At 42.8% G+C, this 14,957-nt stretch carries 10 protein-coding genes; 8 read left to right on the top strand and 2 right to left on the bottom strand.

Going from position 1 to position 14,957, the window contains the following annotated elements; genetic code table 11:
• The first annotated feature begins 131 nt into the window (after positions 1-131).
• From LC454_RS15025 to LC454_RS15045, 5 genes are all read left to right on the top strand, one after another.
• Complete coding sequence (locus LC454_RS15025; RefSeq protein WP_223583305.1) at positions 132-1,178, top strand: alpha-L-fucosidase; 1,047 nt, start codon at positions 132-134, stop codon at positions 1,176-1,178.
• A 44-nt stretch (positions 1,179-1,222) separates the two neighbouring features.
• Positions 1,223-2,443: an enolase C-terminal domain-like protein gene (locus LC454_RS15030; protein ID WP_223583306.1), complete on the top strand. Its 1,221-nt coding sequence runs from the start codon at positions 1,223-1,225 to the stop codon at positions 2,441-2,443.
• Between the two features lie 10 nt (positions 2,444-2,453).
• Complete coding sequence (locus LC454_RS15035; RefSeq protein WP_223583307.1) at positions 2,454-4,091, top strand: sodium:solute symporter; 1,638 nt, start codon at positions 2,454-2,456, stop codon at positions 4,089-4,091.
• A 60-nt stretch (positions 4,092-4,151) separates the two neighbouring features.
• The gene (locus LC454_RS15040; protein ID WP_223583308.1) at positions 4,152-4,922 is read left to right on the top strand and encodes an SDR family NAD(P)-dependent oxidoreductase; all 771 of its coding nucleotides are present in this window, start codon (positions 4,152-4,154) and stop codon (positions 4,920-4,922) included.
• 89 nt (positions 4,923-5,011) lie between these two features.
• Positions 5,012-6,181 (top strand): alpha-hydroxy acid oxidase, encoded by a 1,170-nt coding sequence (locus LC454_RS15045; RefSeq protein WP_223583309.1) that lies wholly within the window; start codon positions 5,012-5,014, stop codon positions 6,179-6,181.
• Positions 6,182-6,271: 90 nt separating this feature from the next.
• Here LC454_RS15045 and LC454_RS15050 read toward each other — a convergent pair whose 3' ends face one another.
• Positions 6,272-6,439, bottom strand: coding sequence for a hypothetical protein (locus tag LC454_RS15050; RefSeq protein ID WP_167457177.1), 168 nt, complete (start codon positions 6,437-6,439; stop codon positions 6,272-6,274).
• Positions 6,440-6,501: 62 nt separating this feature from the next.
• On the bottom strand, positions 6,502-8,118 hold the full coding sequence (locus LC454_RS15055; protein ID WP_223583310.1) for a fimbrillin family protein: 1,617 nt from the start codon (positions 8,116-8,118) through the stop codon (positions 6,502-6,504).
• Positions 8,119-8,807: 689 nt separating this feature from the next.
• Between LC454_RS15055 and LC454_RS15060 the strand changes: the two genes are divergently transcribed.
• The 3 genes from LC454_RS15060 (at position 8,808) to LC454_RS15070 (ending at position 14,936) form a co-directional block, all read left to right on the top strand.
• Positions 8,808-9,137, top strand: coding sequence for a DUF6660 family protein (locus LC454_RS15060; RefSeq protein WP_223583311.1), 330 nt, complete (start codon positions 8,808-8,810; stop codon positions 9,135-9,137).
• Between the two features lie 149 nt (positions 9,138-9,286).
• Positions 9,287-13,618: a CusA/CzcA family heavy metal efflux RND transporter gene (locus LC454_RS15065; RefSeq protein ID WP_223583312.1), complete on the top strand. Its 4,332-nt coding sequence runs from the start codon at positions 9,287-9,289 to the stop codon at positions 13,616-13,618.
• Between the two features lie 7 nt (positions 13,619-13,625).
• Positions 13,626-14,936 carry an efflux RND transporter periplasmic adaptor subunit gene (locus tag LC454_RS15070; protein ID WP_223583313.1) on the top strand — a complete coding sequence of 437 codons (1,311 nt, stop codon included), beginning with the start codon at positions 13,626-13,628 and terminating at the stop codon, positions 14,934-14,936.
• Positions 14,937-14,957 lie beyond the last annotated feature (21 nt).

Raw genomic sequence — 14,957 nt, forward strand, 5'->3', positions numbered from 1 at the left:
CATCATGATTTATTCAGTTACACTAGAAAGTGGATAACCGAGCAAATCGAGCTCATGAATGCCACTTAAAATGTACACTCGATGAATAAATCTGATAGCTTCATCACAATTGAAAAAACAAATTTATACAGATGAAAAAACAGGTGTTTTTTAGTTTAACCTTATGCTTATTGATAGCTAAGGTATTCGCTCAGACGAAAGTTGTTATACCCACAGCATCCGATAAACCCAATCGATACCAACAAGAGCAGATCGATCGCAAGTATGGGATGTTTATCCATTTTGGTATAAATACCTTTCACGATCAAGAATGGACTGACGGGTCGAAACCCGCTAGTTCTTATGCGCCAACAACCATTGACGCAAAACAATGGGTATCTACGGCGAAAGCTGCGGGAATGAAATATATCATATTGGTAAGCAAGCATCACGATGGTTTTTGCTTATGGGATAGTAAATATACAGATTACGATGTGGCAAATTCGGCTAACAAGACGAATGTTGTGGAAGTGCTGGCAAAGGAATGCCGTAAGCAGGGCATCCGTTTGGGACTTTATTATTCCTTGTGGGACCGGAAACAGAATGGGGATTTAAATGACAGAAAAGCGGATAGAGCCTATAATACCTACATGCTCAATCAATTGACGGAATTACTTGATATGACCAAGAAGTATACAGACATCGTCGAACTTTGGTTGGATGGTGGCTGGGAAAAAGAGAATTACAGATGGCCCGCACAGGAAATCTATACCCTAGTTAAAAGTAAGGTTCCTCAGTGTCAGGTAGGAATCAATTGGACTATTGGCAGTCCTGAAAATGCGGATAAGCATGTTGTACAGCCCAAGGATCAACAGAATTTATTCCCGATACGTTATTTCCCAAGCGACTTCCGTTTAGGTGATCCATATTTGCCGGGTACGCCTGATCCCAAACTCTTTACAGCACAGGGAAATATCTACTACATGCCTTTCGAGACAACAGTTGTACTTGGCGAACGCTGGTTTTATAATACAACAGACAAAAAGTACAAGACGCTCGCAGAACTGGAAGATATCTACCGGACGGCAACCGCGCAGGATAATATACTGATCCTAAATGTTGGCCCCAATAGGGAAGGACGTATCAAAGAGACAGATGTAGCATTGCTTCTCCAATTGAAAGAAAAATTAAAATTATAGCGCAGAAATACACCTATCCATAGATTATAAAAATTAATATTAGTATGATTACAACGTACGATATCCAGGATCGCCGATTTCCCTTAAATACCGGAGCAGGTAGCGATGCTATACATAAAGATCCTGTATATTCTTATGCCGTTACCCGTTTGTTAGATGATAAAGGACGTGTAGGTACTGGATTGGCATTCACCATAGGAGCAGGGAATGAACTGGTCTGTCAGGCGGCAGCATTTTATGCCGAGCGGCTCAAAGGAATACCCATCGAAGAGCTGATGGCAAACTTTGGTGCAATATTCAATACACTGAGCAATGAGCAGCAGTTTCGTTGGTTAGGGCCGCACAAAGGTATTGTGCACTTAGCGCTGGCGTCGGTGACAAATGCATGTTTTGACTTATGGGCGAAAACCCGTGCCGTTCCGCTCTGGAGATTATTGGTCGATCTATCGCCAGAGGAAATTGTCAATACCCTGGATCTTTCCTATCTGGAAGATGAGCTGACAAAGGAGGAGGCCATTGCGCTGATTGCTGCAAATAGACAGAGCCGTCAGGAACGAATGAACATTATTGAAAAAGGGTATAAGGGTTACGATACCTCCGTAGGTTGGTTTAACTATTCAGACGATCAGGTTAGAGAAAACTGTAAACGGGCCATTGCAAACGGCTTTATGGCGATGAAACTGAAAGTGGGCAGTGAGGACCCGCTCCGTGATATCAGACGAGCTCATATTGTTAGGGAGGTCGCCGGTGATGAGGCGACAGTCATGCTGGATGCGAATCAACAATGGACATTACCGCAGGCGCTGACGATATGCCATGAACTCAAGGCAATGAATCCGTTTTGGGTGGAAGAGCCGACACATCCAGATGATATTGTTGCGCATAAGATATTGACTGATGCCATTGCGCCGATAAAGGTCGCTATGGGGGAACATGTACCTAACCGGATTTTATTCAAAAACTACCTACAGTTGGGGGCCGCAGGTTTTGTACAGGTAGATGCGGTCCGTGTCGGTGGGGTGAGTGAATTTATTACGGTCAGTTTACTCTGTCGCAAATATGGTATTCCTGTTGTACCACATGTAGGGGATATGGGACAACTGCACCAGCACCTCGTGTTATTTAATCACATTAGTCTTGGGCATGAAGCACTGTTTCTTGAACATATTCCACATCTCAAATCTCACTTTGTACATCCTGTAGTAATCGAAAATGGTGTTTATCGTACGCCGATGGAAGCTGGAAGTAGTTGTGACTTAATCTAAAAATTAGCTTATGTTAGGAAATATAGATTTGGGTATCGCAGTAGCCTATATTACACTGATTCTGATTGTCGGTATTCGCGCAGGTATCGGCAGTAAGAGAAATACAGGGACTGCCGAAGGTTATTTTCTCGCCGGCAAAAGCTTGCGGTGGCCGGCAATCGGATTGGCACTTTTTGCGACAAATATATCAACTGTACACTTGGTAAGTCTTGCGCAAAGTGGATTTGATACGGGTTTGCTTAATGGAAACTTTGAATGGATGGCCGCATTTACTTTGGTCTTATTGGCTTTGTTTTTTGTACCCTTTTACCTCAAATCTGGCGTAGCAACCCTCCCGGATTTTCTGGAAAGAAGGTATGACCGTTCCAGTAGAGATTGGTTGACGTTTATTTCCATTATATCTGCCATAGTGATCCATATCGCCTTTTCCATGTTGGCCGGAGGTATTGTACTAAAGACCCTTTTTGGGATTAATATGTATTTGAGTATTACAGTGATATGTGTTATTACCGGAATGTATACTATCCTTGGCGGACTGCGTGCGGTGGTTGTGACGGAATCCATTCAGACCATTGTATTGTTAGCCGGCGCATTTATCATCAGTTTTGCGGCATTCGATCGTATGGGTGGGTGGCTACCGATGAAAGATGTACTAGTCGCTGAGGGAGGACTCGACCGCTTGTCTATGCTCCGTGGTGCTGATGACAGCAGTGGCATGCCCTGGTTTGCGGTGTTCTTTGGTTATCCCATTCTGGGGATCTGGTACTGGTGTGCGGATCAGACGATTGTCCAACGTGTACTGGGAGCGAAGGATGAAAACCATGGCCGTGTGGGTGCGCTGTTCTGTGGTTTTCTGAAAATTTTACCCGTATTTATTTTTGTACTTCCCGGTTTATTCGCTTACACCTTGTTTAAGAGTGGGCATCTTGATTTGAGTAGCCTGGGGTTAGACGCGGCAGGCAATGTGAATTCCAAAGGAATATACACATTGATGATCACGCAGCTGTTGCCTTCTGGTCTGATCGGGATCCTTGTGGCGGCTTTGTTGTCCGGGTTGATGAGTCAGATTTCCGGTGCGCTTAATTCGATCTCTACGATGGTCAGTTACGACATTTTTAAGCAACGGAAGCCACAAGCTACGGATAAACAGCTTATCCGTATCGGGAAAATATCCGCTGTGATCGCCATGGCTTTTTCGCTGGCTCTACTGCCATTACTGGACAGATATGAGAGTATTTTTAATGGGATCAATGATGTGATCGCCCATATTGCGCCTCCCATTACATGTGTATTCCTCTTGGGGGTGTTCTGGCAGAAAGCGTCGGCGGTATCGGCCAAGCTGACGCTGTGGATCGGATCTTTTTTGGGTATGGGGGTGTTTATTCTGAATAAGGTCCTGCCAGATTCTTGGATCGGGCAAACTCCATTTATGATGATGGCATTCTATCTTTTCTTGACCTGTATGATCATTCAGATTATCTTATCGCACCGGTATCCGGTACAGCACAGCGCGGAAAGCGAACAGCTCTATTGGAAGAGTCCATTGGAGCCACTTTGTGGGGCCGCATGGAAAGGAATAGGGAATTACCGTGTTTTATCGGTACTATTGTTGGCTATTGTCACAATTTTATACATAATTTTCAGGTAAGAAGTTACTTGTCGTATTTTAGATCTTAGAATTAATTGAATAAGCTTTTATAGATTTATCGTGAATAGATTGAAGGATAAAGTGATATTAATCAGTGGTGGTACTGCTGGAATTGGTCTGGCATGTGCGCAGGCCTATGCAAAAGCTGGGGCCCAAGTTGCTTTTATCGGCCTTGATCAGGCTTCTGTTGCTGCTACCGGCGAATTATTAGGTGCTTCACATCTGGGTATCTGCGCAGATTTCTCCCAGGAGGAGGATGTGAAGACAGCGGTGGAGCAAACAGTTGCAACCTTTGGACGATTAGATGCCATTCACAACAACGCTGGTCTTGCGAGTCCATCAAAGCCACTACATGACACCACGGAGCAGGAATGGACCAGATTGTTCGATGTCAATGTGAAAAGTATTTTGTTGACGACGCGACATGGTTTTCCTCATCTGAAAGCCTCAAGAGGATGTATATTAAATACAAGTAGTCTGGTGGCGGAAATTGGCCAGGAAAATCATGCTGCTTATGCTGCAACAAAAGGTGCGGTCAATGCCTTGACCAAATCAATGGCGATAGACTACGCAGTATTGGGGATCAGGGTGAATTCTGTCATGCCCGCGGCGGTGATGACGCCTATGCTTCAGCAATGGGCTTTGGAGCAACCGGAGCCAGAACAGGTATTTGGTTTTCTAAAAGATATCCATCTCTTGGGTTATTGCCCGGAAGGGGATGTAATCGCAGATACCTGCCTGTTTTTGTTGTCCGACAGTGCCCGGTTTATTACCGGTGTGAACCTGCCTGTGAGTGGTGGTGCCGAGCTTGGCTACCGTCGGAATGGCTAGGAGATTATTGATAAATAGCGAACTAATTTCAAATTATATAGTATATTTGGCGCGCAGATAATTCACTGCCAATATTTAATGCATCAATCATGAGCCAAAAGTTTACATACAATACCCGATTTCCTGCTGTTGAAGACTTGAGAAGACAGGCAAAGAAAAGAATACCGAAATTTGCGTTTGACTATTTAATAGGTGGTTGCAATGAAGAGCTGAATCTTGCCAGAAATGAAAATGATTTTGACAATATCCTATTAAAGCCGCAATATCTTCAGACGAGCGGGGAAATTGATATGTCCGTAGAACTTTTTGGTCGCCATTATAGTGCGCCATTCGGTGTTTCGCCGATTGGCTTACAGGGCTTGATGTGGCCTAATGCACCAGAAATTCTGGCAAAAGCCGCTGCAGAAAATGATATCCCATATATATTGAGTACCGTATCGACAAGTAGTATTGAACGTATTGCTGAAGTGTCACAGGGTAAAGCGTGGTTTCAGCTTTATCATCCTACGGAAAATAAATTGCGCGATGATATCCTGCGACGTCTGAAAGAGGTAGAATGTCCCGTGCTTGTTGTTCTGGTCGATGTTCCGGCTTTTGGACTTCGGTACAAAGAGATTAAAAGTGGATTGTCTATGCCTCCAAAGATGAACATCGCCAATATCTTACAGACATTTGCTTGTCCTACCTGGGGAATTGAAACACTTAAACATGGTATTCCATCTTTTGCAACCTTAAAACCTTATATGGAGAAAGGCCTGGATCTGGCGCAGCTGGGGCAATTTATGAACAGGACGTTTACTGGTAAAGTAGATGTTGAAAAGATCAAAGCCATTCGGGATTTATGGAAGGGACCTTTGGTGTTAAAAGGGATTGCTACCGATGAGGATATGCAGGCTGCTATTGCATTGGGTGTAGATGGCGTTATCGTCTCTAATCATGGTGGAAGACAGCTCGACGCTAGTGAATCATCCATTAATTCATTGATTCATCTGGCAGCCAATCCAGATTATAAAAGCAAAATCAAGATTATGTTGGATGGTGGTATCCGTTCTGGAGTAGACCTAGCCCGCGCACATGCTGTGGGATCTGAATTTAACTTTATGGGGCGACCATTTATGTACGGCGTAGGTGCCCTGGGAAATGCAGGCGGAGAACATACCATCAACATGTTCAAAGCACATCTATTTCAGGTGATGAAACAGCTGAGCATTTCGAAGATTGACGAGTTTCCAAAACGTTTACAGAAGATATTATCCTAATATAACCATAATAGAAGTAAAAAAGCCGTATTAAACACAACCATTGCCGTGCTTAATATGGCTTTATGCATACTGATTCTGTGGGGATTGTTACCAGTCTATTGTTCTGTTGTCATTGTCGCCAAGCCCCCATTGTTCATTGACTTGTCCGTTGGAGTCTTCGGGTCTAGCAGTTGCTGAACCGGCTGCGATACCTTGCTCGAGTTCGATCTGGTACGCCTTAACCTCCGGTGCGATATAGGCTATTTTCTTTTTCATAGTCTTTTATTTATTGTATTATGTTTGATAAATCTGTTCTTATTTTTTCTAGCTATAAGTTCTTAGCTACAAGGTATTTTCTTCTTTCCAGCACCTACACCTTTAATGATCGTACGACCATCAACAAGCTGAGTTACTTTTACAGTGTTGCTCTGTGTGCTTCCCCAAGGAAAGGTATTGAAGGCATTACCATTGTTCAATACAAGTTCATATAAAGGTCCACCATTGACTTTGCTACCGAACATAGTCACTTTACCTGTTCTGCTGATCACAAGTTTGATCAACGGGTTGGCGGCGGTTCCTTGCATATTATAGATTTGAGCAATTCTATTATTTGTTTCTACATTATTTCCTGCATATTTACTTCCATCCAGGAACTGGATATTTTGTGCTGAAGATGCGCCAACTTCAAACTGGATTTCATTTTTTGCCAGTTTCACGCCATTAATTTCCATATTGAAAGCATTGTCCAGTTCGGTGATGTCAAACACAAATCCATAATCTGCTGCGGGAGCAGTGAAGTTTCTGGAGATAGTGGTTCCGCTTGGATAAAATACACCATCAATACGGATTCCAGTTTTACCATTAACGACCACTGCTGGATAGCTCCAGTTTAGACCATTACTGGTCACATCTTGCGTACAGGTTTTGAAATTAAGCTTCAGATCATATTTCTGTCCGGGATTGATCTTTACATTTGGAATGGTAACATTTGATTTGGTTTCACCATCAATGGTCAGGCTTCCAAGTTTAAGCGTTCCAGTACTTGTTGCTGGGTGGATCAATAGGGAAGGAGTGCTGACAACTGTACGTAGTCCAATACCCAAAGCCGGAAATTGTGCTTGTACACCTGCGTCGTTCAATCCGTTGTATGTAAGTGCTTCATCCGAAAGTTTTAAGTTGGCCGATGTATGACTTGGTTTAAACACTGCATTTTCAAGTTTGGTGATTGCCCCGGTCATGTTGGCATCCATTGTCAAAGTTGTGATAATCTGACTTAAGCGGTGTTTCAACACAACATCTAGGTTGTTAACGCCTTTGTTTACTTTCAGCGTGTTAGCGAAATACATCAGGTCGCCACTGATGTTATTGAGGCTTGCTGAGGATAAAGTACTTTGATTGCTAATATTAGGTACTGTACTTGTGCTATTTGTTGAGTAAGCAACAAATGTGTAGGTTTTTCCGGCATCAAGAATAATCCCCTCTGCAGCAGCTTCTCCGCCATAGCTATAGGTCTTTTCGGTAACGTAGTTACCTTGATCATCATATACAACTACTTTATATTTAACATCTTTGTCCAATTGTTTCTCAGTTATTTGAGTTGTCGTTGTTGCTTTGGTGCCCGATGAGGCCACCAATCCTTTATTGACAGCGGTAGCAGAGCTATTTGTCAATACGACATCAATGGACGAACTATTTCCGAAAGGAACAGTCATCTCCTGTACTTCAGAAGCACTGCTTGCGGAAGAGGCTTTTGTGGACCCTTGCTTTTGGCCGACAGCGTTACTTTCGTTCTCACCATAGGCCTCAACCCCCCGAAGATTGATCTTAACCAGAGTTTCCTCGGTTAATGTGGTGGTTTCGCCACTCTTTTTACAAGAGTAAATACTTGAAGCAACCAGTATAATGCATCCCAGCATCAGTACATTTTTAAGGTTGCGGTAATTTTTCATTTTCATGTAAGTAGACATTTTAATTTTACTTGTTTCTTAGTGTTTTTGATTGATTTGTACTTGTGTTATTTTTTTACTTTTTATTTATAGGGTTACTATTTAAGCGTATTGTCATTTTTGTTTTTTTTATCTTGTCAAAATTTATTGGTGCAATTATATATATAGCTTTCTGTTTAATCATTATGATTTTCATTAAGTAATTTTTCTTGTAGTGAAAGTTCTACAAACCAGCATCAGTGTTTAAACGTTGATTTTAAGTGTTTTGACGGCGGTTATCTACTGTTTTATTTATAATTCTATTGGGTTAATATTTTCTCTCTGGTTAATACTGGGTTTCTGTTGGATAATCTGACGGGACGGACTATGATGATAGGAGCTATGCTATTATGGCATAGTTTTCGTATGAATTATTTATATGGACGAGTAAATAAGATATTCGTTATTGAAGCATATTGCCTGTGTAAGTCAATTTGGACTAAGCGTAAGCTTGGACTACAGGTTAGTGAGACAGTGCAATATGCAGTTGAATGTTTCAAGACTTTAATAGTTGGTCCCTATACAGCAGATTGCTGGCGATTGGTACCGTGACATAGGGACGGGGGGGTGTGGCAATCGCAATTAATATAGTACGCTTACAAGGTGATGTTATTATAAAAGAATAAATTTTTGAAATATTTTTCTAAATTTGTATAACAATGAGGGTAATTGTTTTCATATTGATCACCTATATCTTGGGACTTTCCTTTGTCCCATGCAGTGATGCGAACATTCGCAGCGAGGTGACAGCTATGAAAACACAATTAAATGAACCTCATAATCATAGTGAAGATACCACCGATGCTTGTTCTATTTTCTGTTATTGCAACTGTTGTAGCGGAAATATTACAGCCTTCGAATATCAGTTACCAAAAATTGAAGGTATCCCGATTTCAATTTATTTTGATAATCGGATGCCGGTTCTCAATACGCCTATTTTATCTAACTACTTTGGAACTATCTGGCAGCCGCCTAAGGTAGATGCTTAATTATAACTTTTTATAGCCGTACGTAAACATTATTGGTGAATTTGCTTTTCTAATTAATGTTGGCCTACGGTGTGTAGCTGTAACTTTCGAGTTTACAGGGAAATAAGATATTCTATATATCTATTATTTAAGCATTAATCAAGCATATTGTGTTAGATAGTATAATTAAATTTAGCATCAAGAATAAGATCATTATTGGTTTAATGACCTTGTTACTTATTATTTGGGGCGGTTGGAGTGCAACAAAGCTGCCCATAGACGCCGTTCCGGATATTACTAATAATCAAGTACAGATTTTTACCTCCTGTCCGACCTTGGCGGGTCAGGAAGTGGAGCAACTGGTTACTTTCCCGATCGAACAGAGTATCGCTACGGTACCGAAGATCGAAGAAATCAGAAGTATTTCCCGTTTTGGACTCTCGGTGATTACCGTCGTTTTTGATGATGATGTCGATATCTACTTTGCGCGTCAGCTTATCAGCGAGCGTCTAAAAGAAGCTGTGGACCAAATTCCACAAGGTATTGGTAAACCCGAACTAGCTCCCGTTAGTACGGGTTTGGGAGAGGTCTATCAATATATCATTCACCCCAAAAAAGGCAGCGAAAGCAAGTATAATGCAAAGGATCTACGGACCATGCAGGACTGGATCGTTGCGCGCCAGCTTTACGGTACACCCGGTATCGCTGAGGTCAATAGCTTTGGTGGTGAATTGAAACAATATGAGGTCGCTGTTGACCCTAATCGCCTTAAGGCGATGAATATCACCATTCCGGAAATTTTCACCGCATTGGAGAAAAATAATCAGAATACCGGTGGTGCTTATATTGACAAAAAACCGAACGCATACTTTATTCGTGGCATTGGACTGGCTACGTCGCTGGAGGATGTGAAGAATATCGCGATTAAAAAAACCGGTGCTGTACCTATCTATGTCAAAGATGTAGCCGATGTGCGTTTTGGACATGCGGTCAGGTATGGTGCCCTGACATATAATGGGGAAGTGGATGCCGTGGGTGGTGTGGTGATGATGCTGAAGGGTGAGAATAGCAATGAAGTGGTCAAGCGTGTAAAAGAGAAGCTCCCTACGATCCAAAAATCCCTGCCCAATGATGTGGTGATTGAACCCTACCTGGACCGTACGGATCTTGTTGGTCGTGCAATAGGTACTGTTGAGAAGAACTTAATCGAGGGAGCGCTGATCGTTATATTTGTATTGGTGCTGTTTTTGGGTAACTTCCGTGCGGGGCTTATCGTTGCCTCAGCCATTCCATTATCCTTGCTCTTTGCTTTGGGATTGATGAATGTTTTTGGTGTGAGTGCCAATTTAATGAGTCTAGGTGCGATAGACTTTGGTCTTATTGTCGATGGCGCGGTAATTATTGTGGAAGCTACACTCCACCATCTTGGCCTGCGCAAGTCTACTGAGAAGCTGTCACAATCAGAAATGGATCATGAGGTATTCGAATCTGCTTCAAAAATCCGGACCAGTGCAGCATTTGGTGAGATCATTATTCTGATTGTTTATATTCCTATCCTGACATTGGTCGGGGTGGAAGGCAAGATGTTCCGCCCGATGGCACAGACAGTAGGTTTTGCGATCTTTGGCGCATTGATCCTCTCGCTGACATACATTCCAATGATGTGTGCCCTGTTTTTACCTAAAAAGCATCATGACAAGAAAACGTTCAGCGACCGTTTTATCGAAAAACTTCAGCGCATCTATGCGCCTTTATTGCAGAAAGCTATCCGTTTCAAGTATATTATTGTCAGCTTGACTATCGCTTTCTTTGCGATATCTGTCTTCTTCTTTAAAAATATGGGCGGAGAGTTTATCCCGCAGTTACAGGAAGGGGATTATGCCTTTCACTGTATATTACCACAGGGAAGCTCTCTCTCGCAAAGTATAGAAACTTCCATGCAGGCTTCCCGTATCATTAAAGAGTTTGACGAAGTAAAAATGGTTGTTGGCAAAACCGGAGCGGCGGAAGTACCGACGGATCCTATGCCACCGGAAGCGACCGATTTGATGGTGGTACTGAAACCCCAGAAGGAATGGAAATCCGGCCGAAGTTATAATGAACTCGGAGCAGCGATCCTTGAAAAACTGGAAGTTATCCCCGGTGTTTTCTTTGAAAAGAACCAGCCGATACAGATGCGATTCAATGAGTTAATGACAGGAATCCGTCAGGATGTTGCCGTGAAGATTTTCGGTGAGAATATTGATTCTCTGGCATCTTATGCGAATATCGTGGCAGCACAGATTCAGTCCGTTAAAGGTGCTACTTCCCCGCAGGTGGAGCGAGTATCGGGGCTGCCGCAGATCAATATCGTATATGACCGTACACGCATTGCCAATTACGGTCTTACGATTCAAGATGTCAATGACGTGGTAAGTACGGCTTTCGCTGGTCGCAGTACTGGACAGATTTATGAAAATGAACGTCGTTTTGATTTGGTTGTTCGTTTGGATACGACACACCGCAATAGTATAGACGATGTACGCAATCTGATGATTCCAACTGATACAGGTATTCAGATTCCATTGTCGCAGGTAGCGGCCATTGATTATAAACTTGGCCCCGCGCAGATCAGTAGAGAAGCTGGAAAGCGACGGATCGTCATTGGCTTCAATGTATCAGGAAGAGATGTGGAGAGTGTGGTCAAAGATATCCAACAACAGCTGTCGACCAAAGTGAAATTGCCTGCTGGTTATTATTTCACCTATGGGGGGCAGTTTGAAAACTTACAGAAAGCAAGTGCTCGTCTGATGATTGCAGTGCCTGTTTCCCTCTTGCTGATCTTTATGCTATTGTATTTCACATTCCATTCCATTAAGCAGGCGGCGCTGATCTTTACGGCCATTCCAATGAGTGCAATTGGTGGTATTTTTGCCCTGATGCTCCGCGGTATGCCTTTCAGTATCAGTGCCGGAATCGGTTTTATTGCTTTGTTTGGCGTTGCTGTACTAAATGGTATTGTACTGATCGGGACTTTCAACCAACTGAAGAAGGAAGGTATGGATGATATTTTTCAGCGCGTGAAGGAGGGAACATTGACAAGGTTGCGCCCTGTATTGATGACCGCTACTGTCGCGTCGCTGGGTTTTCTACCCATGGCCATCAGTACGAGTGCTGGAGCGGAAGTCCAAAAACCGTTAGCGACGGTTGTTATTGGCGGACTGGTGACAGCAACGTTCTTAACGTTGTTTGTACTGCCTTTGCTGTATATTATTTTTAACTCAAAACTGAATATGAAAAAAGGAAATGCAGGTAAGACCATTGCGGCGGTATTGGTTTTCCTATTTTCTGCCACTGGATTTAAGGCATTTTCACAGGAACGGATTGGGATTGACAACGCAATCGGTATGGCATTGAAGAGCAATCGCCAATTTCAGGTCAATGAGGCCGAAATAACCGGAGCAAGTTATAATGTCAAAACGGCGAATGAAATCCCCAAGACGGGTGTTTTTGTGGAGAATGAAGATTACCGACCCAGCGATAAGACAGGGATCATGAAAATCGGTATCACGCAGAGCATCGCGTGGCCGGGACTCTATTCGGCACGTAAGGAATATTTTAAGCAACAGCTAAAATACGCCAATCTGAATACCGAAGTACTCAATGCCAATATCAAGAAAGATGTGCGCACAGCATATTATCAGCTCTGGTATCTTCAAGATAGACAGAAGCTCTATGTGGAGTTGGACAGTATCTACTCGGCAATGTTTAAGGCGACTGAATTACGTTTTAAAACCGGAGATGTCGCAGCATTGGATAAAATTGCTGCGGAGGCGAAGTTACGGGAGTTGCAGGCCCAATTGGTTCAAAACAAGAAAAATATGTTGGTTCAGCAGCAGCAATTGATGATGCTTCTCAACCGCAATGAATGGATATTACCTGTAGAGCAATCGCTGGAAAAGATAAAAATGGACGTGGATGTACAAAATCCGTCGGTTGATGCCTCACATCCTGTTTTAGCTTTGCAACAACAGAATGTCAATATTGCATCCTCCAATATCGCGGTACAGAAAAATACAAATAAGCCTGAATTTTCGGGAAGATTCTTTTCGCAGCGCCTTTGGGGGGCAAAAGATCCTTTTACGGGCTTCTCGGTGTCGGCATCATTTCCTGTATTTGGGCTGGGTGCTTATAAAAGCAAGGTAAAAGCTGCAAATGCGGAAATGGAGGCGCAACAAAGACAACTGGAATATGATACACAAGTTTTTCAGACGAATAAGGTGAATGCATTGGCTGATATCGAGAAAAATGCTGCTTTATTGCAGTTCTATGAATCTGCAGGCCTCAAGCAAGCTGACGCCATCATCAAAGCCGCAAGTCTTGGGTACAGAACCGGTGAAATAAGTTTTGCGGAGATGAGCCAGTTCTTAAGCCAGGCGATCGGTATCAGACAGAACTATTTAGACGTGCTCAATCAATATAATCAATCGGCAATCCAATACAATTACTTCAATAATAAATAAGTCAACAATGAGAGTTATCATAAAAATATTTTTTGCACTAGCGATTACAACAGTTTTATATAGCTGCGGATCAGATTCAAAAGGTGCTGGCGATGCCAAGAAGGAGGAAGAGAAAGGTGCTGCCGAAGAAAGCCATGAGGAAGGGCCCGTGACGGTAGCGGCATTGAGTGAACAACAGATAAAGGCGGTAGGTATTGCTTTTGGAACTATAGAGGAAAAGGAGCTGACGGCGACGATCAAAGCCAATGGTCTCCTCAGTGTTCCCAATAACAACAAAGCCAATGCGACAACTTTGTATGGTGGCGTAATTAAGACTTTAAATGTGCAACTAGGTGACATTGTGCGCAAAGGGCAGGTCATAGCAACCATTACGAATCCGCAATTTATTCAGCTTCAGGAAGAGTATGTCGCTCTGGCAAGCAAAATTACGCTTGCAGAACAGGAGATGGCAAGACAGCAAGAGCTCAATGAGGGCAACGCAGGAGCAAGAAAAAATTTGCAGTCTGCGACGGCAGATTTCAATGGTCTTCGCGCCAGAAAGGCATCGCTGCAGCAGCAGATTCAACTGATGGGCATCAATCCCAACACAGTGAGCCTTTCAAATTTACGGGCTTCGCTTGTGGTGACAAGTCCGATTAACGGTACTGTGAGTAATGTCTTTGCCAAGATAGGTAGTTATGTGGATGTTTCATCGCCGGTTATTGAGATTATAGATAATAGTTTATTGCACCTTGATCTTCAGGTTTTCGAAAAGGATCTCCCTATGATCAAAATTGGGCAGATTATTAATTTTCAGTTGACAAACAACCCTGATAAAACTTATTCGGCTAAAGTGTTTACGATAGGATCGTCTTTTGAAAATGACAGTAAAACAATTGCCGTTCATAGTACTGTGATCGGTAGTAAAGTTGGTCTGATAGACGGTATGAATATTACAGGCATGATCGGGATCAATAATGTGACCACTCCGGCGGTTCCGAATGACGCAATTGTGGAAGCGGATGGTAAGTTCTATATTTTCGTAGAAACAAGCAAGCAGGCCGAGGAGCATGAAGAAGGACACGATGATCATGGACATGCGCATGATGAGGGTGAGGCTAAGCACGAACATAAAAATGAATCAGAAGCTGCTAAACATGCAACTGAACAGGGTAAGAATGTGAATTTCGAGAAAATTGAAATTCAAAAAGGTGTCTCAGCATTGGGATATACAGCAATTACCGCAGTACAGGAAATTCCTGCGCAAACCAGAATCGTTGTGAAAGGAGCATTTTTTATCAATGCCAAAATGAGCAATACAGGTGGGCATGAACATTAATTAGTAGCATTTGTTAACGAA

The sequence above is a fragment of the Sphingobacterium sp. GVS05A genome (genome assembly GCF_019969845.1).
Taxonomy (GTDB): Bacteria; Bacteroidota; Bacteroidia; order Sphingobacteriales; family Sphingobacteriaceae; genus Sphingobacterium.

Coding starts and splice junctions, on each gene's coding strand:
- LC454_RS15025 (WP_223583305.1), top strand. CDS start 132: ATGAAAAAACAGGTGTTTTTTAGTTTAACCTTATGCTTATTGATAGCT.
- LC454_RS15030 (WP_223583306.1), top strand. CDS start 1,223: ATGATTACAACGTACGATATCCAGGATCGCCGATTTCCCTTAAATACC.
- LC454_RS15035 (WP_223583307.1), top strand. CDS start 2,454: ATGTTAGGAAATATAGATTTGGGTATCGCAGTAGCCTATATTACACTG.
- LC454_RS15045 (WP_223583309.1), top strand. CDS start 5,012: ATGAGCCAAAAGTTTACATACAATACCCGATTTCCTGCTGTTGAAGAC.
- LC454_RS15050 (WP_167457177.1), bottom strand. CDS start 6,439: ATGAAAAAGAAAATAGCCTATATCGCACCGGAGGTTAAGGCGTACCAG.
- LC454_RS15055 (WP_223583310.1), bottom strand. CDS start 8,118: ATGAAAATGAAAAATTACCGCAACCTTAAAAATGTACTGATGCTGGGA.
- LC454_RS15060 (WP_223583311.1), top strand. CDS start 8,808: ATGAGGGTAATTGTTTTCATATTGATCACCTATATCTTGGGACTTTCC.
- LC454_RS15070 (WP_223583313.1), top strand. CDS start 13,626: ATGAGAGTTATCATAAAAATATTTTTTGCACTAGCGATTACAACAGTT.